At 54.8% G+C, this 24,832-nt stretch carries 14 protein-coding genes; 1 reads left to right on the top strand and 13 read right to left on the bottom strand.

The window, feature by feature from the left end; translation table 11 throughout:
• Positions 1-24 precede the first annotated feature (24 nt).
• Both PHS53_00310 and PHS53_00305 read right to left on the bottom strand, forming a co-directional pair.
• On the bottom strand, positions 25-3,417 hold the full coding sequence (locus PHS53_00310; GenBank protein ID MDD5356579.1) for an autotransporter-associated beta strand repeat-containing protein: 3,393 nt from the start codon (positions 3,415-3,417) through the stop codon (positions 25-27).
• Positions 3,418-3,474: 57 nt separating this feature from the next.
• Positions 3,475-8,223 (bottom strand): hypothetical protein, encoded by a 4,749-nt coding sequence (locus PHS53_00305; GenBank protein MDD5356578.1) that lies wholly within the window; start codon positions 8,221-8,223, stop codon positions 3,475-3,477.
• Positions 8,224-8,386: 163 nt separating this feature from the next.
• On the opposite strand from PHS53_00305, the gene PHS53_00300 reads away from it, so the two are divergent.
• On the top strand, positions 8,387-8,650 hold the full coding sequence (locus PHS53_00300) for a metal/formaldehyde-sensitive transcriptional repressor (protein MDD5356577.1): 264 nt from the start codon (positions 8,387-8,389) through the stop codon (positions 8,648-8,650).
• Between the two features lie 24 nt (positions 8,651-8,674).
• Here the strand turns inward: PHS53_00300 and PHS53_00295 are convergent, their stop codons facing one another.
• The 11 genes from PHS53_00295 to gatB all read right to left on the bottom strand — a co-directional run bounded on the left by PHS53_00295 (position 8,675) and on the right by gatB (position 24,777).
• Entirely contained in the window at positions 8,675-10,270 is a 1,596-nt protein-coding gene (locus PHS53_00295; protein ID MDD5356576.1) for a recombinase family protein, read from the bottom strand.
• Positions 10,267-10,569, bottom strand: a complete 303-nt coding sequence (locus tag PHS53_00290) for a hypothetical protein (protein MDD5356575.1) — start codon at positions 10,567-10,569, stop codon at positions 10,267-10,269. Before PHS53_00290 ends, PHS53_00295 begins: the two co-directional genes overlap by 4 nt.
• Before the next feature lie 195 nt (positions 10,570-10,764).
• Entirely contained in the window at positions 10,765-11,931 is a 1,167-nt protein-coding gene (locus PHS53_00285) for a recombinase family protein (protein ID MDD5356574.1), read from the bottom strand.
• Positions 11,932-11,942: 11 nt separating this feature from the next.
• Entirely contained in the window at positions 11,943-14,963 is a 3,021-nt protein-coding gene (locus PHS53_00280) for a type IV secretion system DNA-binding domain-containing protein (protein ID MDD5356573.1), read from the bottom strand.
• 5 nt (positions 14,964-14,968) lie between these two features.
• The gene (locus PHS53_00275) at positions 14,969-15,478 is read right to left on the bottom strand and encodes a hypothetical protein (GenBank protein ID MDD5356572.1); all 510 of its coding nucleotides are present in this window, start codon (positions 15,476-15,478) and stop codon (positions 14,969-14,971) included.
• A 276-nt stretch (positions 15,479-15,754) separates the two neighbouring features.
• The gene (locus tag PHS53_00270; GenBank protein MDD5356571.1) at positions 15,755-20,188 is read right to left on the bottom strand and encodes a PKD domain-containing protein; all 4,434 of its coding nucleotides are present in this window, start codon (positions 20,186-20,188) and stop codon (positions 15,755-15,757) included.
• Between the two features lie 175 nt (positions 20,189-20,363).
• Positions 20,364-20,582 (bottom strand): hypothetical protein, encoded by a 219-nt coding sequence (locus PHS53_00265; protein MDD5356570.1) that lies wholly within the window; start codon positions 20,580-20,582, stop codon positions 20,364-20,366.
• A complete protein-coding gene (locus PHS53_00260) occupies positions 20,579-21,103 on the bottom strand; it encodes a hypothetical protein (protein MDD5356569.1) in 525 nt (174 codons plus the stop codon). Before PHS53_00260 ends, PHS53_00265 begins: the two co-directional genes overlap by 4 nt.
• 135 nt (positions 21,104-21,238) lie before the next feature.
• The gene (locus tag PHS53_00255; GenBank protein MDD5356568.1) at positions 21,239-21,814 is read right to left on the bottom strand and encodes an MT-A70 family methyltransferase; all 576 of its coding nucleotides are present in this window, start codon (positions 21,812-21,814) and stop codon (positions 21,239-21,241) included.
• Positions 21,815-21,874: 60 nt separating this feature from the next.
• Positions 21,875-22,912 (bottom strand): type I glyceraldehyde-3-phosphate dehydrogenase, encoded by a 1,038-nt coding sequence (gene gap, locus PHS53_00250; protein MDD5356567.1) that lies wholly within the window; start codon positions 22,910-22,912, stop codon positions 21,875-21,877.
• Between the two features lie 416 nt (positions 22,913-23,328).
• Positions 23,329-24,777 (bottom strand): Asp-tRNA(Asn)/Glu-tRNA(Gln) amidotransferase subunit GatB, encoded by a 1,449-nt coding sequence (gatB, locus tag PHS53_00245; GenBank protein ID MDD5356566.1) that lies wholly within the window; start codon positions 24,775-24,777, stop codon positions 23,329-23,331.
• Positions 24,778-24,832: the final 55 nt, after the last annotated feature.

The following is a 24,832-nucleotide window of genomic DNA, read 5'->3' as shown; positions in this document are numbered from 1 at the left end:
CAAAGCAGCTATGTGTGAGGGAATTTAGCGTGTGATGCGCAAGCGGGAACCGCCTGATATTCGCAGGGAGGCATTCCAAATCTTCAGCCGCGCCGCATGATTGATGATTGCGCCGAAATTCCAGTTTGTGGTATTGCCGCCATCGCTGTTTGTCCCGTTGGCGGCATTCACCTCGGCAAAACCGCCCGCATTTGAATACGAAACTGAAACATACGAAACAGCTTGAGCGGCGGCGGCATCAAGGTGAAGCTGCCACTCGGAAGCGGGAGTCAACGGAGCGAGCGTGAGCAGGTGGCCGGCAGAGCCGCTCAGGGCCAGCGAGCCGTTTGCCGCGATTGACTGAGCCGCGCCGCTTTGAAAAGAGACGGTCCGGCCGCCGCCAGTGATCGCCAATCCGTAAAAAGTGTTGGCCCCGCTCATTGTCTGCGCGCCCGCTCCATTAAGGGTGACCATACTCGTTCCGGCAGAAAATGTTCCCGAGTTGCTCCAGTTGCCAGCTACGTTCATCATAGAGCTATTAGCCGAGACGGTTCCGGCGGAAATCGTAAAATCGCCGCCGAGAGTGACAGTGTTCGAGATTGAAAAAGCGCCTGTTCCGATCTTGGCCAGAGAACCTGCGCCGGAGAGCACGCCCGCGTACGCCGCCGGGCTGGTGTTGTCGCCGCCAACCGTGAGGGTCGCGGATCCGAGCGTCACGTTACCGCCCGTTCCGCCGCCGCCGGTCAAAGACCCAATCTGCGTATTGAAGTCCGCAAGGTCCAAAACGGCGCTCGCGGCATTTGCCAGGGTCACGGCTGAATTATTGCCAAACGCGCCGCTGACGTTTGCCACCGAAGCCACGCCCGCCCGAAGCACTCCGGCATTCACGTTCGTCGCGCCCGCGTACGTATTTTGACCGGCAAAAATCTCCGTGCCTGCGCCGGATTTAACCACCGATTGCAAGCTGTTTATGCCGGTCTTGTCGACTACGGTGGTGACACCAATAACGCCGCTCCAGGTGAAACTGGAAGCAGAGGGATTGAGCGCCAGCACAGCGGGATTTACCTGGTTCGTGCCGCCGACTTTAGCCGTCGAGTCACCGATGAGACCCGCGAGAGTCTGGGTCCTTGTGCCGGAAGCCTGACCGCAAATATTGAACGCCCCATTATTGATAATAGTAAGGACTGTGCTCGCAGGCAGGCGATTGTCGCCCGCCGACCCGGAATTGAAATAGGTCAGAGTAGCGTTATCAATGGTAGTGTTGCCATTGTAGGTGGAAGCGCCATTAAACTTAAAGAGGTACGGATTGGATCCGTTATTCGTGCCAGCGCCGCCCTGGATGGCCAGGTTACCGCCGCTTGTGCCGGCGATAATGCCCGAGTAAACGAATGAGGGAGTGTCCGTCAGCGCGTTGAAAGAGCCGCTCGCTACCGTGTACGTGATTTTGAGGGTTCCGCCCAGGCTGCCGAGCGTGATGCCGCGGTTGGTGGCGAGCGTGGCAGTTTGGCCGGTCGTGCCGCCCGTGAATTGAAGAGTGCCGCCGTTAAGCGTGATGCTGTCTGGAGTGACAGAACCAGGGGTTGCGCCGAGATTGCCATTGTTGGTAACGCTCAGGGCGCCGCCGGTAATGCTGGTTTTGCCCGTGAAGGTATTGGCGGCGGAGAGGGTGAGCGTGCCCGCGCCGGATTTGGTAAGACCGCCCGCGCCGCTCATGACTCCGGCAATGCTCACGCTCTGGCCGTTGGTGTCAATGAGGCCGGTGCTGGTCAGCGTCAGTGTCCGGGTGCCCGGTGAAGTAATGGCGCCGGAGGCTTGCAAGGCGCCGCCGCTGAAGATGAGCGTGTTGGCCGCGCCGCCGCTGCCGAGCGCCGAGGTGGAATTTGCGTTCAATGTTCCCGCGGCAATGGTCGTCGCGCCGGCATAGGTATTTATCCCCGTCAGCGTCAACGTTCCGGCGCCAATCTTGGTCAGGCCGCCCGCGCCGGAGAGCACGCCCGCGTACGCCGCCGGACTGGTGTTGTCTCCGCCAACCGTCAGCGTCGCGGATCCGAGCGTCACGTTGCCGCCCGCCGCTCCGCCGCCGGTGAGAGAGCCGATCTGTGTATTGAAGCCGGTGATATTCAAGGCGGCGCCCGCAACGTTCGCCATCGTCACAGTAGAGTTTTTGCCAAATGCGCCGCTGACGTTTGCCACCGAGGCCACGCCCGCTTGAAGCGTGCCGGCGCTGACCGTTGTCGGGCCGGTGTACGTGTTGGCGCCGCTGAGTGTCAAACTTGAGCTGGCGCTGTTTTGAACCACTCCAGTGACGTTGACGCCAACAACCGCGCTGATGGTGGCGCCGCCGCTGCCGGCGCCGGAGTTGGTGACCGCGCCGGTGTTGTTGACGCTATTTGTCGAGAGCGTGACAGCGTTGGCCGTGCCGGTATTGTTCTTGATAATGAGGTTGCCCGTGCCGTTCACGCCGCCGGAGACGGTCAATAGAGATCCGTTACTGCTGGTGTTGGTCAAGGTAGTGCCGCCGCTATTGACGGTGAGCGCCGTCGTGCTGATGGTGAGAGACGCCGTGCCGTTTTGAATAATGTCCGTGACGTTGGCGCCGACACCGCCGCTCACCGTCACCGCGCCGGCGCCAGATTGCGTGATCGTGCCCGTGTTGTTGACGCTGCCGGTTTGAATAGTGATCGAGTTGAACGAGGAATTGAATGCAAGATTTCCGGCGCCCGTGAAGCCGCCGCTCATGCTGAGCGCATTGCCGCCGGGATTGAGGACGAGGTTATGCGAGTTGAGCGTGACCGCGCCGCTGAAAGTGCTATTGCCGCCGACACCGTTTCTGATGATGGTGGCGGCGCCCGTGTTGCCGGAGGCCACGGAGATCGGATTGGCAAATGGACCGGCGCCGCCGCTCAGCGTGGCGTTGGCGCTGCCGCTGGAATCACCGAGGGTGATGGCGCCGGTTCCAGAGCCGCCAAAGGCATTCACGCTCCCCGTGCCCTCGAGTGTGCCCGACTTCACGGTCAAGCCGCCGGTAAAGGAGTTGTTGCCGGATAGCGTGAGCGTTCCGCCACCGCTCTTGGCAAGGCCGGCGGAGCCGGCAATGCTTGAATTGATGGTGGCGGCGCCGGAGCTTACGGCGATTGAGGGGCCATCGAGAGTCAGCGTGCCGCTGTTTAATGTGTATCCAGTCTTGTTGAACGTTATGGAATTGGGATGATTCGGCGCAGATACGGTTACAGTACCGGCGCTTCCTTCAAATACGGCATCGTCGCCGGTATTGAAAGTTGCGGCGTTGTAAGGACCGCCCGGACTGGTGCCCCAGTTGGTATTGGCGGCGTTCCATGTGCCGGTGCCGGACCAGTATTTGGTGGCGGCAAAAGCCAGCCGCGGGCTGAAAAGAAAGATGAAAGAAACAAGAGATAGTGTGAGCAGTAGTTTTTTCATGGGTTGTTTTTAAGAAGCGATAATCGCTCTGGGCATGACGATGGCAAAAGAAACGGATTATGGCGTTGCGGGAGGTTCATCCGAAGTTGGAGCGCTGTCTTGCGCGGGAGTTGGTGTCGCGGCCGGTTCATCGGGTGGCGGCGCCACTTCAGGCGAAGGAGTTGTCGTGGCTTCCGGCGCGGGCGATGAAGTTATTTCAGGACTTGGTTCGGGACTCGTTGGAGAAGGAGTCGGGCTTGGAGAAATATCTGAAGCAGGTGAAGCGGAGGGCGTCGGCGAAGAAGTTGCGGAAGGAGCCGGGGAAGCATCTGGCGTGGAGGTTGCCTCCGGAGAAACAGCCGGTGCCGGCGCTTCCGCTCCCACACCAGAAGAAGGAGCCGGGGATGGAGATGGAGTTGGGGTTTGGGCTTCAACCAGCGGTGTCGCAAGGACAGGCGTTGAGGTTGCCGCCGTACAAAGTCCTTTCTCTTTGTTCCAGTCGCCGTTGCGGATTTTTACGCAATAGGTTTCGCCCGTGGCCTCGTCTTTGAGTTGCAGCCCGCCGTCAATCGAAACATTCCCGCCGGCCTGAACATTCCCGCCAACCTCAAGATCATTTTTAATATGAGCATTATACGTATCCACGCTTTCGAACACTCCGGTGAGCGCGGTAATCTTTTCGACCACAAGATTTTTGAAATAAGTGACCGTGTCGGTTAGCGCAACGCCGAGAGATCTAAAAGCAGCCGCGACAGGTTGAGCGAGTGTCGAGAATAGCGAGGAAACCGTCTCAGCGCCCGGCGAAGAAATTGACGGAGAAGCAGCCTCACGGCTTTGGACAAAGACCACGACAGTGCCATTCGGCGAAGAAAGCGCGCTCAGGGCAATGCCGACCGACTCTTCCGCCAGAGCGGCCTTTTTGCCGACGCCGGGGACGGACGAGAGCGCGATCCTGTCCCCGACGGCGATAGCGCCGCCTTCGAGATTGACCTTAACGGGCACGCGGCCGGAGAGCGCGATAGGCTTGCTCTTTGCCGAATCTCCCAGGGTAAGACCGGGAGCTGTCGAGACAATTCCGAGAAGCGGCGTCATCGTTGATTGTTCCGCCCGCAAGATAAATCCGGGGTTTGCGGGATCGAGAGAAACGATTTCCCCGGCGGAAAGCGTCTCGTCGGCCGTCGGATAATTTTCCGCAAGGTCAAAAGCGCTCTGGACGATGAGTCCCTGGGCCACGATCTTGCCGGAGACTTCCGAAGGGCAGGCGTTGCCTGCCGTAACACATACTCCGCCCTGCACCGTGAGCGTTTGAGTGGGGGCGACCGTCCCAATCCCGACCAATCCGCCTTTCAAAACCGCAAGGGCGACATTGCTCGTGAGTGTTGTTGACGACGCAATCCTGAATGACTTGTCCGCCGATAAATAGCCGATGGTCCAGGCGTTCCCATCAATGCCGAATTGAACCGGGGCATCGCCTTCCACCTGGCTTCCGAGCGTAACATCGTTGAAGGTTGAAGGGGTTGTGCTTGAGGTGGCGGCAAATATTCCGGCAGATAATTTCCCGCTGTTTGCGCCAGAACCGGAAATGGTCAAGCCTCCGCCTGAATCAACAGTGAGTGATGAATAGTCGCTCGTATCGTAGCGCAGGCGAAGCTGTTCGGTGGCGCCTAGAATATCAAGCTTGGCGGAGGGAGACGCAATGCCGATCCCGGCGTTGCCGGTGTTGAAATAAATATCCGGGCCATTGGTGATCCATTGTGACGAGATAATACCGAGCGTCGAGGTCGCCATCCATGTCGGCACTCCGCCCGAAACCGAAAGAACGTCACCGGCATTTCCGATTATCCGATTTGCAAGCGTATTCGACCCTGAAGCATAGATGAGATCGCCGGTTGCGTAGGAGGTGAGGCCCGTGCCGCCATAGGTCGGGCCGATTGCCGAACCGTTCCACACGCCGCTTGTGAGCGTGCCAAGCGAGGTGATGTTGCCCTGCACGGCAGCGGGAAGGGTTGAAGAAATTGAGGGTACACCGCCAGAGGACGTGATGAGCACGCCGTTGTTGCCGGTGGCGATGGAGGAAAGCGCATCGGCGGCGGTGGTATAAAGAAGGGTGTTGGCGCCGCCGAAGGTGGTGGTTCCGGTGCCGCCTTTGTTGACCGCCAATGTGCCGGTCACGTTCGAGCCGCTCAAATTGATTGCGCTCGCCGTAATCTGCTGGCCGGAAAGCGAAAGATAATTTTCTCCTGTCAGAGTGACATTTCCCGTGTTCGTGCCAGAGAGGTTTGACGCTACGAGCGCGTTGGTGACGGTAGTAGTGGCGCTATTTGTTGGAGTGATAGAAAACGCGCCGTCAGAGCCGACCGTGAAGGAAGCATAGTCGGACGCGTCGTAGCCGAGGCGGAGCTGTTCGGTGGTGCCGAGGATGTGGAGCTTCGTCGCTGGAGTAGTGGTGCCGACGCCGACGTTGCCGTTCATGAATGCAAACTTGCTTGCATCGAATTCCATTGCGCCAAATAAACTGCCCCCTGCAGTTGCGGCGGTTAAGACAGAAGATGTATTGCCACTGGTTGCTCCAAAACTAATTGATAAGTCACTTCCCGTAGAACCGCTGACAAAATCATTTGTGGTGAAAATAGAATTGGATGAATTTCCGAAAGAGGACAGAACATGAAATCTCGATCCCGGAACCGAAGTGCCGATGCCGATGTTTCCCGAAGTCTGCTGCACCACAAACTGATTGCCGCCGATGGTGAAGCCTCCGGTCGAGAACGTGGAGGTGGCAGTAGCGCCGGTCACCGTGAGTTGATTGAGGCCGGTGAGATTTTGGGAGTTGCCGGTGACTGTTCCGCCGAGGGTGAAGGCAGGGAGCGTCGTGCGCCATGATGGTGTGCCGGAACCATTGGTAACAAAAATGCTGTTGTTCGCTGTGGTTGATGTTCCCGTCCCGCCATTTGCCGTTCCCAGAACCCCGCCAAGCGTCAGTGTGCCTGAAGTGGTAATAGGACCACCAGAGAAAGTGAGTCCTGTTGTACCGCCGGAAGCATCTACAGAACTCACCGTCCCGCTCGAGCCTCCAAGTCCGAGAGTTGAGGTCGCCACCCACTGCACCTGCGAACCGGTAGAGGAAAGGACATAGCCGGAAGTTCCCAGTGAAGAAGCACTGTCATACAAGCCTCCAGTGAAAGAGAGGTTGCCGTGGATATAGGTATCGAGAGGGTTTGAGTCTGTTCCCAACTGTGCCTGATTGCTCGAAGATGCGGTGGCGCCAATTCCAAACAAAGCCAGGTTGTTGTAGGTGTTGAAACTTCCCGCTCCGTTGCCTATGGCAACGATGTCATTGCCGGTGTTGCTGTTAAGAGCTCCATTTCCGAAAGCATTGACATTGTTTCCAGAATTACCTATGCCCGCCAGATTTCCCATGAAGTTAGAATTGGTACCGGTGTTTGAGAATCCAGCAGACTGTCCGAAAGCGTTTACATCTGTCCCTGTGTTGGAAAGGCCTGCCCCACTTCCAAAAGCGTTCAAATTGTTTGCTGTGTTTCCGTTTGCCGCAGCAGAACCGAAAGCATTGACGTTTCCTCCGGAGTTTCCTTGACCTGCTCCGCTTCCCAAAGCATTGAGAGAGGTGCCAGAGTTGCCTTGACCTGCAGAAGAACCAAAGGCGTTGACGTCGCCGGAAGTATTGCCGTTCCCGGCGTTGTTTCCCAAAGCGTTTACATTCGCCCCGATGTTTTGGTATGCGGCATTTCCTCCGAAAGCGTTGACATCGTTGCCGATGTTGCTTTGGGCGGCCAATGGTCCGAGTGCATTGACATCAGTTCCGGTATTTCCAACCAACGTATTCGCAGAATCCCCGATTCCATAGACATTATTCGGAACATTGATGAAAAGACCGGGGATCGTTAAGTGATTTCCTGATGTGCCGTCTCCGGTGAGAGGGCTGTCAGCGAAAATGGGACCACCGCTAAATCCGAGGGAAGAAGTGGCCACCAAATCATACCCTCCCGAATTGTTGCCGAGGAGAACCTGACCGAATGACGGAGCGGTGGAAGTTCCCGTGCCTCCGCTTCCCACACCAAGAATGCCTGAAAGCGTCAACGTGCCGGATGTAGTGATCGGGCCGCCGCTGAAGGAAAGGCCGGTCGCGCCGCCGGAGGCGTCAACGGAGGTGACGGAGCCGGCACCGCCTGTAGCATTGAGCGTATTCCCGCTCCATGAAAGGCCAGTACCCGCGCTGATACGGGTGGACGGCGTGTCTAAGAAGCTGTTCCAGTTCGTGGTCGAAGCGGTAAGCGGAATGGCATAGCCAGAGGTAACGGAAAGCACTTGTCCGGAAAGAGAAAGACCCGTTACGTCACTCAAGGTGAGGTCTCCGGTGTTGACGCCGGAAAGATTAGCGGCGGAGAGCGTGCCAGACGTTGTGAGATTGTTTGCGCCCAAATTGACATTCCCCGTGGCGCCCGTGTACGGAACATACCCGCTCAAAGAAGAATTGGTGATGAAGCCGGCATCGTTTGTGAATGTTGAAATGGGAAGCCCCGTGACGTACGTGGAAACATTTGCGGCGGTTTGATAACCGATGTCGTTGGTGAAGCCGGAAATATTCGCGGTGGTCGATGCCTTCGCGTCCAGCGCGGACTGCAAATCAGTTTGGTTGGAAAGCGTGCCCGTAATGCTTCCCCAGGGGGAAATTGTGCTCACCGTGCAATTCGGTTCCCCAGGAGCACACGCGGGATCAAGTGTCTCTCCCGGCGCGTACGGTGAATCCGGCGGGACGGCGAGAACGGACCCGGCAGCAAGGAAAATTGCCAACAGCAAAAGAGCTGACATCCCAATGGAAAACTGACTCAGGCCCTTTCTCGTCATTGATTTCAATTAAATTTACAACGCCTCAAGTATAACAGAAATTCTTGAATAGAGGTGTGCATAAGCGCTGCTTTTTAACAGATTTCTGCCCTTGATAATACTATACTGGTGTATTGTAATATCGTTCATGCTTGACCCGCGCCACAAAAAGAAACTGCTCCAACGCATCAGCCGGATCCGGGGACAGCTTAACGGCGTGGAAAACATGCTTGCGCAAGACCGGCACACGTTCAAAATTCTCCAGAACGCGGCGGCTTGCCGTGGCGCGCTCAACGGTCTCATGGCGGAGATCATCGAAGCTCACATTCATCAACTTTCCGATACTGGTTCGCAGAAACAGAAAGAGTCCGCCTCGGAGTTGATTGACATCGTGCATGCGTACCTCAAATGAGCCGCGCCATTTTCGCATGAGCGTTTAACAGAAAGTGTTCTCCCGTTCCAATCGCGCAGCGGTTAGAATGTGCGGTTCGGGTGGACGAAGGAATGAATCAATGAAAGAAGTTGGTTCGAAGTCTGTACAGTCGCCCCGACCAATCTTCAAAACGAGATCTTCGGCGAGCGCGTCGAAGGGCTTTCTCTTTTGCAGTTCAAGAGTTGTAGTGCCAAGGAGCCGGTTCGAACTCACGCAGAGCAGGATTTCACGCCGGACTGAATAGTTCGAACCGCGCCAGCGCTCGGCCAAATTCTGGCTGAAGTCGAACACTGACAGGGCGCGCTCCGCCGCTTCGGGATCGTACGCATCCGCCTTTTCCAGAGCGCTTTGAGTCTCCACGGCTTGCGCTTTCAACTCGGTGGATTTGCGGTTGAAAACTGCCTCGTCAATGGCTCCAGCCAGATAGCCATTCAACAACCGGTCCTGCATGTTCACCAATTCAGTTGTGCGCTTGCCCAACATTTGCTTTTGGCGGCGCTGGTTTTCATCCACGTTCGCAAATCCGGCCCGCAAGGCTGTTCGGAACCACTCCGCCGATTCCGGCGTGGGCAGCTTCAGAGCAAGGAACTCGTGCAAGAGCGCTTCTTCAACAGCCTCTTCGCGCCAGCGGACTTTGGGATGTTCCGGCGCCTGGTTGTTATTGCCGCATTTGTAGTACGTGTGGACATTGACGCCGCCGCATCTCAGCTTGCGCCGGATGAACTCTCCGGTGATGGCGTGGCCGCAATGCGCGCAGCGCAGGATGCCGCCGGAGAGCATGATTTCGGGATTGCCCGTGCGCCGGTTCTTGCCGTGGAGCAACTGCTGACAGGCTTCAAAGACGCTGCGGTCAATCAGCGCGCGGTACTTGCCGGGGAAAGCCTGGCCGCGGCGGATAATCTGGCCCATGTAGAATCGGTTGTTGAGAATCTTTGAGAGCGCCGAGGACGTAAAGCGCGGCTGGCTTGGACGGTAGATGATGCCCTCCCGCTCAAGCTGGTCACCGAGACTTTTGAATGTCCAGTTGCCAGACGAGTACAACTCGAAAATGCGCGCCACTGCTATGGATTCGACGGGATGCGGAACCACCGGCTCGTTGCGGTTCTCCACGTTCTGGTATCCGAACGGCGCAAGTCCCGTGGGCCAGCCCTGCCGGACTTTTTCATCCATGCCCTTCAAGACTTCGTTGCGCAGGTTGTCGGAGTAATACTGAGCCACGGCGGCCATGACGTTAAACGACAGCGCGCCCGCGGCTCCCGGCCCAAACTGGTTTTCGACGAAGGCCAGATGCACGCCGCAGGTGTCTTCAAGTTCTTGCAAGCGCACCGCGTCGCGCATATTGCGGCAGACACGATCCAGTTTGTGGCTCAGAATTGCTTTGATGCCATCACGTTTGGCGTTGGCTTTCACCCATTGAAACATCTCGTTGAAAGCCACCCGCTCGGCACCACGCCGGGCCGATTCCGCGACCACGAACTCCTTGAGAACCGTCCAGCCGTTCTTTGTCGCACGTTCACGCGCGGCGCGAAGCTGCGCGTCAAGGGAGTATCCTTCGCGCTGCTCGCGGGACGAGACCCGCGCCCAGACAATCACGTTCATCGCATATCTCCTTTTTGTCCTGACTTCATAAGCACTTCGGCCAGACGCTTGACGTTGAGCAGGATTTCCACGCCATCGTCTTCGGTCATTGTTTGGCCGTAGGCTCCCGACCAGACCCGCAGCGTATCGTCGAGCAATTCGTCCGTAATCCTGTTCAACGCGAGCGGCCTTGTCGGTCCTGCGGACACAGGGACATTACCTCGAGCCGCGTCATCCTGTCCAGTAAAATCTGTGAAAGATTCTGTGCCGATTTCTTGTATTTCTGTGGCTGGAATTTGCTGAGACTGCGAGTGCGGCATGGAGGATTGACCCTCAGAGGCGTTCCAAAGCGGCATGAGCAACGAAGCAATCATGTTCGCCCCATACCTATTGATGGAAAACACTCGCTGGAAGTCCGGCGCCAAGCGCAAGTCCTGATTTGAAAGGGAGTTAAAAAATATAAAAATCGGTGTTACGCCGGACTTACGCCGGTGATGCGCCGGTCTTCGGCTAGGTCAACGCTCAAAATGCTCACCGGAAAGTGGCTTGCGCTGCCTTGCGGACTGGCCGGTTCGGTTGGATTTGGCGGCGTGGACAGCTTCGGGATTGAGAGTGATTTCCCGCTTCCCAACGCCAGCAATTTCTACATTCTGAAGCCTGACGCCGCCGGGCCTTGTGGCTGAACCGCGCTCGGTTTTGATGAGGCGCTTGCAGATCACCGCCCCGATCTGTTTACGCAGGGTATCGAGGGCATTGCGCGTTGTGCAACTGGCTCCGTCCGCGAAGGGCCGGTCGAGTTCGAGCGGGAGGTGTATCCCGTTTGTGATATTGAGCGCCAAAACCGTGAGAAAGTTGCGGGTGGTTTCATTGAGCTTGTACGTCAATGACGTTTCGCCGTGCCGGAGTTCACGGGTATCTACGTTGAACCGCAGCGGACTTTCATGGACGCGCGTAGACTGGCGTTCGCCGGACTTGTTGCCAATTTGTTCGTGTTGCCAATTTGTCATGTCTTTTACCGAAGGCAAATAATACAGGTTAATGTCGATCCTCCGATCAGCGACAACGATCGATTGTGTCATTGATTCGACGACCTGCCGTTTCTCTTCAGGCGTGAAGTGCGGCCAGATTTGAACATTCTGGACCAGTTCACCGCCTTCGCTTCCGGTTTCGAGCGGCACCAGGAAGCAGGTTTTGAACTGGTCGAAGAAGATGTTTTCAAGACGACGTGCTGGAACCTTTCGCCGGCAGTTCGCGCAAACATATTTGTCGGAGTTCGTTGGCACGTACATTTTCGTGCCACACGCGCACTGGACGATTCCGGCGAAGAGATGTGCCGGTGTTTTCGGAACGGGATGTTGCAGCAATTCCTGGCACTGCCGCCAAACTTCTTCCGAAATAAGCGGCTCGATCTTGAACGTCGAGGTTGCAGCGCCGGTCACGATGGGATCGCGGAGCAACCTGCCGATTGTTGCGTCTGAAAAAAGCGACCCGTCGCGCGTGCGGTGGCCAGCTTCGTTCAGTAATTTGGCGACTGTCTTTTTGCGGCCATGACGGAGAAAAAGCTCGTAAAGCTCCTTTCGAATGGGAGCCTCGACGGGGTCCGGCACGAGTTCGCCTGCCGGTTCGCGCCGATAGCCGAATGGCACATGCCTGGAAAGTTTGACCTCGTTGGTTTGAGACATGCGGCAACCACCTATTTTCTTCCGTCGCGAAGACGCTTGGTGGCATTCCTGACGGCTTGCGCCACGCCGCCTTTCTTGCTGGAAGGTGCGCTCGCGGCGGGCGGGTAATTTACGCGCACGTCGCATCCGTAACTTGACAGCGCGCCTTTCGCCGTGATTGAGACGCCGTCGATCAAGCTATGCAGGAATTGGAACGCTTCGGTTGGCGTCACAAACTGGACCCGCTCAAGCGCGTCAGCAGGAAACTTGGCAGCGGCACTGCGTTTCAAGGCGTCGAGTTTGCCGCGATCGGTGCAGATCATCAGCAGGTGATCGTAGCCGGCCGTCAGGCATTTCGTGAGATTGCTCAGTTCATCGGCAATACTGGTTGTGACGGAAATTTCGCAGGCGATGGATTCGGAGCCGGTTTCGATTTCGACATCGACACTGCCCTGTCCGCTCGGAAGTTCCTGTTCGATTGCAGCCGTAAAGCCGAGATCGCCAGCCCAATCGCAAAGCACTTGCTGAAAAACTTTGTGCTCGTGGCCGCCTTTGCCTGGAGTGGACTTGGCGATTTGGAGCGGCGCGGGTTCGGGCCTCGGCGCCGCTGGCGTGGGAGTGGTATCTTCGGCTTTGGGGAATGCTGGCGCTGCCGGAGTCTGGCCTCGCGGCGGCTCAAGCTCCGTCCGCCTCTTGCTGTGCTTGGCGCGCGAAAATTCCCGAATGCGCCGCCGCCGTTCTTCGGCGAGTTCTTCGTCAACGAGTTCCGGCAATGCGGTATACATGTTGAAATCGAAGGCGGAACGCTCAATGCGGCAGATTGCATCGCCGGTGCCCAAGCTCTGCAAATCGTGAGCATCGAAATTCGAGAAGCCTTCGGTCATGCGCCGCGCGTCGGAGTCGCCGAGCCGGAAACAGACGCGCGTAAAGGCGTTGGCAAGGACGGCATTTGCCACATCGGGATCGCGGCTCACCAGTTGGTGCATGTCCTGGTGCGAGAGAATAAGGCCGAGGCGGTATTTACGCGCGCCGGAGAGAATCGCCGCCATCGACGGGGTGACGAAATTCTGAAATTCGTCGAGGTAGAGCCAGAAGTTTTCACGTTCGGACTGGCGCACTTCCTGACGGCCCATGACAAGTTGATGGAATTTCGAGACGAACAGCGAGCCAAGCAGGTATGAGTTTTCCTGCCCGATCAATCCTTGCGAGAGTTTCGCCAAAAAGATTTTCTTGGAATCCATGATGCTCGCGAAGTCGAGCTTGTTCTCCTTCTGGCAAACCATGTGGCGAATCGGCTTGGGGCGCAGGAAGGAATCGAGCCGGGTCAACAGCGATGCTTGCGGCTTGCCGGAGAGGAGCGGAAATTCCTTCTTCCAGAAATACACGACTTCCTCGTCACGCACCGTTTCAAGAAATTCCGCGCGGAAGCCCGGTTCAATCAGAAACCGCCGTAAATCGGAGAGCGTGCCGCCAGTGCTGCTTTCCAAAAACGAGAGCACGGCGTTTCCGAGCACTGAGGTCATTTGATCGCCCCAGCTTGTGGACAGGCGGCGAAAAACGGAAACGAGGTCCGAAGCCAGCAGGTTCTTTTCGAGATTCGAGTGCGCCGAAAGGATATTGAAACCGACCGGGTATTCTTCATCGGACGGATCGACGAGGACCACATCGTCGTGGCGTTCTGCGGGAATGTGGGCGAGAATTTCATCCACAAGGTCGCCATGCGGATCGAGCACGCCGACGCCCTCGCCGTTTTCAATGTCCTGGATGATGAGGTTGAGTAGAAACGTTGACTTGCCGGTGCCCGACGCGCCGACGACGTGCATGTGCTTGACGCGCTGCGCGGGCGCGAGCGTCACGGTGCTGTCTTCTCCGTTGTGGTTGTTCGTGCCGAGCGTCAACGCATGATTCAGGCAGAGCGTGGGCGCCGGCCTTGTCTTGCGCGTGGCGCGGTCCAGCTTCGGCGTGCGCACCGCGGGTGTCGGCCAATGCGCAAGGCCCAGCAGTTCGTCGCTGTTCAGCAACATGCCGCTGCGGTGCGTTTGTCGCAGTAACAGATCAATTTCCTGCCGGCCACTCGAATAGCCCTTGTTGGAAAGCACGGTCAATCCGTTTCCAGCAGGGGTTGAAAATACGCGCATCGCGCCGTCGAGATTCTTGAGCAATTGCACCAAGCGCTCTTCACTCGCGGCCTTGCAAGCCAGCCGCGCCACCACCGCAAAAAACGGATACGCAATCTTCTTGCGAATATGCGGGCTGAGTTCCGGCGCGAACTCGGCGACTTGAGCCAGCGTCTCAAGCCACGGATTGCGCGCCGGTTCAAAGAGCACTTGGAAGACGGCGGCCTCGTCCTTGCGGATGTCGGAAAGTGCGCCAGCCAGGCCAACGAGCGGATCGACGGGAAAACCCCGATAGGATTCGAGCGGCAGGAGAAACGGCTGCAACAGGCTGAACCCAAAAAGAAAGCGATGCTCGCCTTCCGTCTCCTGCCAGACTTTTTCCAGATGCCCCGTGCGTTTAGCGAAGACAATGTCCGGAAAGTGCGCCGCGAGTTGCGGTTCGACGTGCGCCACGTCATCTTGCTGCGCGACCAGTTGAACCGTGATCGAATCCGCGCGGCCGATCAATTCGAAACAGAGCGGAAAGTGGCAGTACCTGACGCTCATTAAGAATTGCTCGAAGCTGTCCTTGCGGATGCTGATGTGCGGAGGAATGAGCGCTTGAAATTCAACGGGCGTGCTGCAATTGGGAAATGCCAGCCAATTGAGATCGCCGGCAACGACCGTGTTCGCTTTAGGCGCGGGTCTCTTTTTCGGACTCAGCCAGTTGCCGACGGTATCCGCCAGAGCGCTGAGAATCGTCGGCTGCCTGCCGTCGTCCTCGATAACAGCGGGAGCGACGATGATCGGACTGTAGGGCGGCTCGATAAAGACAGGGAAATCCCATTCCCGCGTGCCTTGCCCCAAGGCAAGCCAGCGGGAGAATTCGCTCGCGACCAAATCGGCGGTGCTGCCGTGCGCTTGAGGCCGGGCCAGGGCGTATTCGTTTGCGCTCATGGCCGTCACGCAAGCACCGGAACAGCGCTGGTGCGCAGGCCCGGCACGGAGAGTTTCGTCTGCGTCAATTCGTTCTTCGCTTCCTTCACCGCTGATTCGATTGCCGATTGGTACATGGCGGCAACGTCCATTTGGTAGAAGGTGTTGGGATTGAACAGGAACTTCCAAATCCGGGCGAAGATGCCATTCTTTTCCGGCATGACGATCATGCGGCACGACACGAAAAACCCGGTCCCGAAGGGCGCGCCGCAGATTTCAAACGAAATCTTGCCGCGCTCGGCGCGCAGGTACTCGCGCGCCGCGGACATGATCCAGCCTTCCCGATGCAGGACATGCGACATGCGCAGACCCGGAATCTTGCGGCGCTCAATTGCCTTTTCGACGAGGCCGTAAAAGTGAGTGGGCGAAGCTTGGAAATCTTCAATGAGCGTGCAATGCCCCGTCACCTGTGGCCGGGCCGATTCCCACTCTGTCTTGATGCTTTCCCACATCCCGCCGAGAACTTCTTCCGGCATGACCCCTCCTCCTTTCACCTTGTTGTCTGCCCCGACTTGCTTAGGTGATGGCGAGTATATGCAAGTTCACCAGCCCCGCAATGAAAACTTTCTCTGACTTTTCTGCCGGGCACGCCGGCACTGGCAGCCACTTTTCGAGGCAGCCGGGTGGCCGCAAAACCAGCGTTAGAATTTGATCGTGCCAAGTCCTTCCCCGTTCCTGATTTTCATGCCCACCGTCTCCTTGAGAACACCAATCTCGTGGAGCGACTGGCTGGCTTTTGGGCGCGCTTCTTGTTAGGGAACTGTCGTCACTGTGACCACAGGAGAGACGGCGGAATTATTCGACGTGTCGTAGGCTTTTGCCGTGAGATTGTAGGTGACGCTGCTACCGGTCGGATCCCAATTGCAGTAAAAATTGGCGGAGCGTTTGACAGTGCAAAGCAAAGTGGTGTTGGCGTAGAATTCCACTTTGGCAATTTTTGCATTGTCAGAGGCGTTGGCCCAAAGAGTCCTTGTACTTCTCTGTATGATGTCACCATTAGAAGGCGGAGGTTTCAAGCTGACCGTAGGCGGAGTGACATCTCCCCCTGTTGGTGGCGGGGGAGACGGTGTCACAGGCACCGTGATACTAATAGGAGCGGTGGCGCTTTTCCCTCCCGAAGAAGCTGTTATTCCAAAGGAAGCGCCTGCCGTGTTGCCCGCTGTGTAGGTCGCTGTAGAACCGCTCGGTGCAAGTGATGATTGGCCAGTTGCTGTCCAAGTGAAACTTGGTTGTGGAGACATCGCAGTTCCATTTTGATCTTTTGCGGTAGCGGTAAATGTTTGTGTCGCTCCGGAAACAAGCGAAGCGGAGATCGGAGAAAGAGTGATCGATGTGAGAACAGGAGCTGGCGCGGTGATTGTGACAGAAGCGCTGGCGGTTGCGGTAACAGGATTGTTGGTGACGGTCACCGTGTATGGACCACCCGCTGTGCCTCCGGCAGTGAAGAGGCCGCTCGAAGAGAGCGTGCCTCCCCCATTTACCGTCCAAACCGGGGCGAAGGTCATGGATGCGCCGGTCTGATCAACACCTTGGGCTGTAAATTGCTGTGTTCCGTTTGTCTGCACTGAAGCGCTGGAAGGAGAAAGAGTGATGGATTTTAGGACGGCAGGAACACTGACGGAAGCAGTTCCAGAAACGCTGCCGCTTGTCGCAGTAACCGTGTACGAACCCTTCGCGGTGGCGCTTGCGGTAAAGAGACCACTTGCGCTCATCGTGCCACCACCCGAGACGCTCCAGGTGAATGTCGGTTGGGACGTGAGAGTGCTGCCATTCTGATCTTTTCCAGTCGCGGTGAATTGTTGGGTTCCTCCCGGCTGAACAGTTGGATTGGAAGGAGAAACGGTAATTGTCGTTAGCACCGGAATGACGATGACCGAGAGAGTAGTCGTGCCACTGACACCACCACTTGACGCCGCCACAGTGTAAGGCCCGCCTGAAGTGGACCCCGCAGTGAAAAGGCCGGTGGAAGAAATAGTACCTCCGCCAGTAACGCTCCAAGTGAATGTTGGCTGAAGTGAAAGCGCAACACCAAACTGATCCTTGGCCGTTGCGGTAAACTGCTTGGTTCCGTTAGTCGCGACCAGCGTGGAGCTTGGGAACACGGAAATTGTCGTGAGAATTGGCACGGCGCCTACCGTAACTGTGGCTGTGCCCGACACCGCGCCACTGGTGGCCGTGACCGTGAACGACCCGCCCGCGGTGGAACCAGCAGTGAAGAGGCCGGCGGAATTGATCGATCCGCCGCCCGAAACCGCCCAGGTGAGGGCGGGCGCCACGGTGAGCAGATTTCCAAACTGGTCTTTTGCAACCGCGCTAAATTGTTGCGTTCCGGAAGTCAAAACCGTTGCCGTAGCTGGTGTGACAGAAAGAGTGGAGAGTGTTTGATTGACTGTTGCCGTAACAGAACTTGTGACTGATAGATTACCAGCATCTTTGACAGTAACTTGGAGGTTGTAAGTACCGGCTTTGTCGAAAGTAGCAGTGGTTATCTTTGCGGCATTGGTTGCATTTGTACTAAAGACGACAGGACCAGGAGGTGTGCCCGTAACAGCCCAAGTATAGGTGAGTGCGGATTCTCCCCCATCATCAGTGCCAAGAGCAGAAAGTGTAGCGGTGGTTCCCGTCACAGGACTTGGGGAAACGCTGGCGGAAGTGGCGACAGTCGGCGCTGTATTGACAGTGGCGGAAGGCCCGGACACAGAAAGAGCAATGTTTCCCCATGACCCGCCATATCCATCTACTGCAATGTGGTATGTCGTTCCCGCCGTAGCATTAAAGACAACCCTGCTTCGAGGCGAAGTTCCATTATCATCATTTGAAGCGACGAGGGTGAGAGCGTTGACTGCCGTACCGGTATAGACGCCGAGGAGCGTATCAAAATTGCTTCCCGCGAGAGCGATGGTGGTCGCTCCTGAAGCGGGCGCGGTCCACGTCCACCAGACCGACTTGCCGCCGATCGTGCTGGCGATAGTCGGTTCGCCGGATTCCTTCGTAGCGTAATTATTCGCGCCGGTCGCATTCGCTGCTGAGCCTGTGAGAACAAAAGCATTGGCGAACATATTGTTGAGAGGGGCAGCAGCCGTTACCGTAAGACTCGTTGCCGCTGTCGCTTTTCCGCCTTTCATGTCGGAAACTTCACACATAACCGTGAATGTGCCGGGCGCAACGTATACCTTAGAAAGAACACCAGCGCTCATGTTGCTGAATGTTTTGTCTCCGAAATCGCAGTAGTATGCCAAAGCATCCCCGTTCCCGTCATTTGCGTTCAGGGTAAAAGTAACAGGCTGATACATCGGAATGGAAGTCGCGCTTGGCGCCACAGAAAGGGTTGGGGCGACATTTCCGGAAAATGCGCCGAGATTTACCACCACATCTATTGATGAGGGGACTGTCCCATTTGCCGGATTTTTACGTATCGGTGTTATATATATTCCTGCGCTGGTATCCGCAAGAGTGCGACCAACAACAAGTGCGGCGTCATTCCAGCCATTCGTACCGCCAGGGTTCGTGTCCAAAAGCTGGCTGCCGCCGTTGCTATTTGTCCAAGGATCCCAAAGCACTTCAGCGCCATTCGTCTCCCAGATATTTGCCGGGAAACCCTGCCGAAAACCGATCCAATAATCGCGATCGGTATCTTTGGTAATTTTGAGAGCATATTTGAGTCCAGCACTGAAAGCGGGCTGGTCGAAGGAACTGACAGCATACGTGCCACTTGTGGTGACTGACGTAGTGTTTGCAGGAGGAAGCCATTGCAACCAATATTTTTCAAATGCGTTGAAATATCCTCCCAACGAACTGCTGCTCATGCTGTCGAATAAGTCACCATACTCTTGATTCGCGCCAGCTCCAAGCGTCGTCCCATCAGTAGTAACCCATGTGTTGGCGTGGAAAAGACCATAGTTGTGGCCGAATTCATGAGCCGCCACGGTAAAGCGGGATGACTTGAGCCACACGCCTCGGCTGCCAATGTATGCTTCGCCGCCGAAATTGCCGTAACTGCCGTTGTAACGGACGGCATCAAGAGTGTAATCCAGATAGTTATACCCTTTGGCGAGGGCGGCAGCGCGGGCATCGGCCTGGATCAGGTCATCACCGTATGGGAAGGATGTATGGCTCGCATAATAAGTTGAGGTGTTGGGCAAAACAAGAAGCGGAGTGACGACCGTTGAAAATGAAGTCAAACCGTGGGAATTATCCGACAGGAATTGATTCACCTTTCCCATTTCTGATTGAGCGTCAGTCATAGCCTGAGCTTCGCTAACCTGTGACGATCCAGACGATCCCGGCAATCCCGGAGCAAGTATTCCACCTACCGTACCCGTAATTGATCCTGTGGTATCAACGACATCGGGAAAACCGACGAGCATGTAGAGCACGGTTTTAACACCCGTCGTCGGCATGCTTGAGGTTGACCCGCCTGCGCCTGCGCCACCTGCGCCCAACTGCGCCTTTATCGGAGCAACCACTTCAGTAGCATCGGCATCTGCCGATACAACAATCTGCTGGCCCACTCTCTGGCCTTTCTTGATTTTGATTTGTTCGCCGAGGCGCGGTTTCTTGCCCCCAAAATGAGCTTCAAAAATGTTGCCGTCTTTGCCTTTCAAGCGGTCTTGGAAAATGCCGCGGGCATCGCAGTGCTTTTCGGCAGGCGGAGGAGCTTTGGGATTGTCGGAGTGCGCCGGAGATTCACAAAGACCTTCATCAGAATGCTTCACCAGATAGGTATAGGTATCATTCGGATTGACAGGCGTCTCTATTGCGGAAGCAACCGATGCGGGCATGAGCGCTCTCTGTTCCGCCGTAAAGATCGAGGAAAGGAAACTCTGCGAGTTGCTGTCGGCAAGACGTGAGAGCGCGGCAAAGCGATTCGCGAGAGTCTGTTCAAGTTCGGCGGAAAGCGCCGGTCTTTGATTTTCCGGATACGAACGCAACGCTTCAGCCAGGAAGACCGCTTTGTCTGTCAGGGCTTTGACATTAGTGGCAAGCGAGCGGACGGCAATTGTAACAAAAGATGTTGAGCTAAAATAACTGTCAATAAGAGAATTCGTGTCGATAGCTACCGCTTGAATAGCAAAAAAGAGGACGGCTACATAGATCGCTCCATGAACATACGGATGCGCCGGCTTGTTGTGCCAGTCGGCGTAGGCTTGGCTTCCGTTCTGAAGTTTCTCGTGGATTGTTTTCATGCCTCTCGAATTGAAATAATATCAGTATGTAGTATACAGCATCCACTACCGGTGAAGGAAGGGGGACAATGTGGACAAGAAACCCCGCTCTCGCGAACGCGAGGATGGGGGTTTCAAATAAGTTGTGAGGCACATGCTTCGTGTGACTCTTGAGCGACAACCAGAAAACCACAGGTCAGAATTTGATCGTGCCGAGACCTTCCCTGTTCCTGATTTTCATGCCAACCGTCTCCTTGAGCACGTCAATCTCGTGGAGGGACCGGCTGGCTACGGCTTCAATTCGGTTGAGCGCGCGTTTCTGGTTTTTGAACCGGCCAACGGTGCGCTGAATCTCGCTCAGGGCGTACACGGCTTTGGCGAGCATAATATTTTGGATTTGTTCAATTTCAGTCATAGTGATTTTACGAGGCGTGAAATCTCCAGTTTTCTTTCCTCGATGAGTGCATTCATGGCGATAAGCCCTTTCTCATCTTCATTCTCATCCTTACTTCTCTTATTAGGTTTATCACTTCTGAAGTCAGGTTTATCATTTCTGAAGGGAGGTTGAGCAGATTTGATAAATCCAGGCCGATCATTTCCGCTAAACCTGTGGATTCCGTGTGGATTAGCATTTTTGACAAACCTCTTCTTGGCTTTTGGCACCTGGATGACGATGCCGTAGGGCGCATGGACGAGCGTGAGATAATTCCAGCGGGCCAGTTTTTGCAGGTTGCGGCTGACTGTGACCTCTGAAGTCCCCAGGCTGCCGGTGAAATCGCAGAGGTTGACCGGCTTGCCGCCGAGGACAAGGCCCAGGCCATCTGCATTGATTTTAGTCACGCGGTCCAAGCACCAAAGAAATTCCCAAACTGCAACGCCCATCCTTCTGCGGTGCTTGGCATCGAGGAGGCCCTTCGAGACGATGAAATAATACATGGTAATGAAGCACGGCCATGGAAGCGCCAGCTTCCCTTTTCCCCAACCCTTCCGCTTTCGACAAAGCGACAAATGCGTTCCCCTCGTTATGAGTAAGGAACCAAAATTTAGGGTTGGAGAAAAGAGACATAACGATCAGGACGCTTCCGATGGCGGCGCAAGTTCAATGTCGCTTTTCACTTCGTCTCCCCAGGCATCCCAGCCGGACACCCGTTCACGGGCGAACAGTTCAATGCGGGGCCGGTTGCCGCAGAGCGTGACAATCCGCTCCCGAACTTCATCCGGCTTGCGACTGTGCTCCTGCCGGGGAGCAAAGACCACCGACGAGACGCGGTTGCTCACGCGCAGCGACCTGCCTTTGACGCCGATGAGGCAGACTTCGCAATTGCTCCGGGTGTAGTGGCCCATGCCGAAGAACGGTTTGCCGTTCCGAGCATTGAGTTTGAGCCAGGTGAATCCCACCGTTTTGTACGTGAAGCCCCAGGCCGCGATCACGGCCAGAGCATCGGGCAAGCGCGGAAACGTCGTCCACAGAAACAGGATGCAGTCGCCGGCCGCAATTTTGGAAACTGGCAGTGCCGCGATTTCCGAGGTCGTCAGTGTTTCGTAATAGGCAGCGATGCCTTTGCCCATGACGCGCCAATGACGGAACTTCGAGTAGCGCCAGGGCGGATCGGCGTAAATAATCTGGTAACGCGGTTGAGGAAACAACTGTTGAACGAATAGCGAAAAGCGATTCTGATAATTCGACCGACAAGCGAAGCTACTAATTCATTGGTCAATCTCTGCTTTCCCAGCAAGTACCACATGCTCCACCAGGGTATGCGTATACCCCATTTCGTTGTCGTACCATGCCATTACTTTTACTAAATTTCCGTCTACAACTCGGGTGAAATTAAGGTCGGCAATGGAAGCAAATGGGCTTCCGACGATGTCCCTTGATACAAGCTGTTCTTCTGTTACAGAGAAGGTCTTTGACCATCGTTTATCAGTTGCGGCTTTTTTCAAGATGTCGTTTATTTCTTCTTTCGTCGTATTTCGTTTTGCAATAAATGTTACGTCCACTATAGAGCCGGTAACGACGGGCACTCGCACTGATATGCCATCAAATTTCCCAGCGAGCTCTGGTAATGCTTTCGTCACAGCAATTGCTGCACCTGTGGAAGAAGGCACGATGTTCATTGCTGCTGCTCTTCCCTCTCGGAAATCTTTCTTACTTGGGCCGTCAACGAGAGACTGGCTCGCAGTATATCCATGCACCGTATTCAAAATTGCCTTTTCAATTCCAATTGTTTCGTGAAGGATTGCGATAAGCGGGCTTGCTGCGTTTGTGGTGCAAGAAGCGTTCGAGGTAATTGAACAGGATTTAATTTTGTCGCTATTGATTCCAAGAAGGAACGTGCCGGATGGAGTGTCAGCGAGAGGCTCATCTTTTGCGGGAGCAGTAATAACCACTTTTTTTGCACCAGCGTCGAGGTGCACTTTCGCTTTTGCAAATTCTGTGAAAAGTCCAGTGGATTCTACTACTACATCGATGTCGTGAGCCTTCCAGGGTAATTTGGTCGCATCTTTTTCGGAAATGTAGGCGATTTCTTTCCCCGCCACAAGAAGTGTCGTTGGGTCTTTGATTTTCACTTCAAACGGCGAAGTGCCATATGCAGTGTCATATTTTAAAAGATACGCGATATTTTCGATCGAAGTGAGGTCATTCACCGCCACCACCTCCAATTCCTTGTGTTCAAGAGAGACTTTGAGAAACGCCCGTCCAATTCTGCCAAACCCATTAATCGCAACTCGAATTTTCGCCATAAAGTAAAAATTATTTTTTATAAAAGATAGAGTTATTATAGCAAGATTCTCGGGAAACAAAAAAGACCGTCTTTCGGCGGTCTTGCAGTCTTCACAATCAGTTGTGCTTTCCTTGGATCCCAAGGTTTCTGCCACAGTGCGGGCAAGTGGCAGGAAGTGGCGTGGTCAAAACAGTGCTACACCGGCCGCAGCGATCCGGTGTCGGTATCACGGTCGCCGGTCCAGGTTCCTCCAAAGGTTCGCGCCTTCGGTGTGGCCACGGAAAGTTTGGCCTACGGTGAGCAATTGAGCCGGTCGTTGGCCAACTCCTGTGAAAAGGTTCATGTGAACTCGGGTGGTCCGTGTCCATGTGTCACCTCCAGTGAAAAAAGAAAAAACTACTCCCGTGAAAGAATACGCCCAAAGTGAAAAGAAAGCTACTTGAGTGCACCTTCAAAAAGTTCTTTGAGCAGCGCTGGATTTGCCGAGCCTTTTGTCTCTTTCATCGCTTGGCCGATGAGAAATTGGAGATTGTTGAGCTTACCGGCTTTGTATTCAGAGACAGCTTTCGGATTATCGGCAATAATTTTCTCAATAATTTTTTTCAGCGCTTCCGGGTCGCTTTTTTGGATTAAACCCTTCTCGTCTGCAATCTTTTTCGGATCTCCTCCATCTTTCATAATAACTGCCAAGATATCTTTTGCTCCGCGAGATGAAATTTCTCCGGATTTGAGCATTCTGGTGATCTCGGCAAGCTGTTTCGGCGTAATCATTTTTTCAGATTTCGAAAAATCGAAAGTCTCTCCCGCTTTGGTAGCAGATTTCAAAATTCCCAAGATATCCGAGTACAAATAATTCGCCGCGAGCCTCACATGTTCAATATCTTCCTTGAATTCTCGAGAAAGTTCTTCTATATAGTCTCCCAAAGTGGGGTGCTGGAGAGACACTTCAATTTCTTCTGGTTTGAGTTTATATTTTTTATATTTCTCTCGTTTTATCCACGGCAATTCTGGCATTTCTTTTTTCAGATTTTCAGCAGAAAATTCCGGAATTTCAGAAATCCAAAGTTTCGGAATATCTGGGTCTGGAAAATAGCGATAATCGTGAGAATCTTCTTTCTTTCGCTGTGAGTAAGTCGTCTCTTTTGTCTCGTCCCACCCACGAGTCTCTTGTTCGATTTTTTCTCCCTTTTCGATCATCCGAATATGACGTTCCACTTCATATTCAATAGCCCGCCCAACAGAACGAAATGAATTTAAGTTTTTTACTTCAACTTTCGTACCAAATTTTTTTGGGTCGTCCGAAACAGAGATGTTCGCTTCAACGCGCATCTCGCCTTTTTCCATATTCGCTTCGCCTGCACCGAGAGTTCGTAAAAGGAGTTGCAATTCTTTCGCGAAATTTGTCGCTTCTTCGGCTGAATGAATCACCGGCTCGGTCACAAGTTCCATAAGTGGCACTCCCGCGCGATTAAAATCAACCAAACTGAAATCTCCTTCCTCGTGTTTGGATGTCCCTGTATCTTCCTCAAGATGCACACGTGTTAATTTCACCCCGGCGAGTTCCCCACCAGAAACAAGCGGATATTTGTATTGAGAAATCTGATAACCTTTTGGAATATCCGGATAGAAATAATTTTTGCGGTCAAATTCAGTAAAATCTGCAAGTTCTCCGCCGACAGCGACACCAACTTTCAAAACATGCTTCACAGCTTCTTTGTTTACTACGGGAAGCGTCCCAGGATGCCCCATACATACTGGGCAAATATTCACATTCGGACGTTCCTCGTCGGGGTCGTTCTTAGAATTACAGAACATTTTGGTCTGCGTTTTAAGTTCAGCATGCACCTCAAGTCCAACGGTTGTGTAGTATTTCTTCTCTGACATAAGAGAAACTATAGCAGAAAATATGTCCTAAAAACAGAGAGACTTGAGAAAACAA

This window comes from Candidatus Paceibacterota bacterium, from assembly GCA_028714635.1.
In the GTDB taxonomy this organism is placed as follows: domain Bacteria; phylum Patescibacteriota; class Minisyncoccia; order Phycocordibacterales; family JAQTLZ01; genus JAQTLZ01.
This window is presented reverse-complemented; position numbering and strand designations above follow the sequence as displayed.

Excerpts from the sequence above, each read along its gene's own strand:
- PHS53_00310 (MDD5356579.1), bottom strand. The coding sequence starts at position 3,417 with ATGAAAAAACTACTGCTCACACTATCTCTTGTTTCTTTCATCTTTCTT.
- PHS53_00305 (MDD5356578.1), bottom strand. The coding sequence starts at position 8,223 with ATGTCAGCTCTTTTGCTGTTGGCAATTTTCCTTGCTGCCGGGTCCGTT.
- PHS53_00300 (MDD5356577.1), top strand. The coding sequence starts at position 8,387 with ATGCTTGACCCGCGCCACAAAAAGAAACTGCTCCAACGCATCAGCCGG.
- PHS53_00295 (MDD5356576.1), bottom strand. The coding sequence starts at position 10,270 with ATGAACGTGATTGTCTGGGCGCGGGTCTCGTCCCGCGAGCAGCGCGAA.
- PHS53_00290 (MDD5356575.1), bottom strand. The coding sequence starts at position 10,569 with ATGCCGCACTCGCAGTCTCAGCAAATTCCAGCCACAGAAATACAAGAA.
- PHS53_00285 (MDD5356574.1), bottom strand. The coding sequence starts at position 11,931 with ATGTCTCAAACCAACGAGGTCAAACTTTCCAGGCATGTGCCATTCGGC.
- PHS53_00280 (MDD5356573.1), bottom strand. The coding sequence starts at position 14,963 with ATGAGCGCAAACGAATACGCCCTGGCCCGGCCTCAAGCGCACGGCAGC.
- PHS53_00275 (MDD5356572.1), bottom strand. The coding sequence starts at position 15,478 with ATGCCGGAAGAAGTTCTCGGCGGGATGTGGGAAAGCATCAAGACAGAG.
- PHS53_00270 (MDD5356571.1), bottom strand. The coding sequence starts at position 20,188 with ATGAAAACAATCCACGAGAAACTTCAGAACGGAAGCCAAGCCTACGCC.
- PHS53_00265 (MDD5356570.1), bottom strand. The coding sequence starts at position 20,582 with ATGACTGAAATTGAACAAATCCAAAATATTATGCTCGCCAAAGCCGTG.
- PHS53_00260 (MDD5356569.1), bottom strand. The coding sequence starts at position 21,103 with ATGTATTATTTCATCGTCTCGAAGGGCCTCCTCGATGCCAAGCACCGC.
- gap (MDD5356567.1), bottom strand. The coding sequence starts at position 22,912 with ATGGCGAAAATTCGAGTTGCGATTAATGGGTTTGGCAGAATTGGACGG.
- gatB (MDD5356566.1), bottom strand. The coding sequence starts at position 24,777 with ATGTCAGAGAAGAAATACTACACAACCGTTGGACTTGAGGTGCATGCT.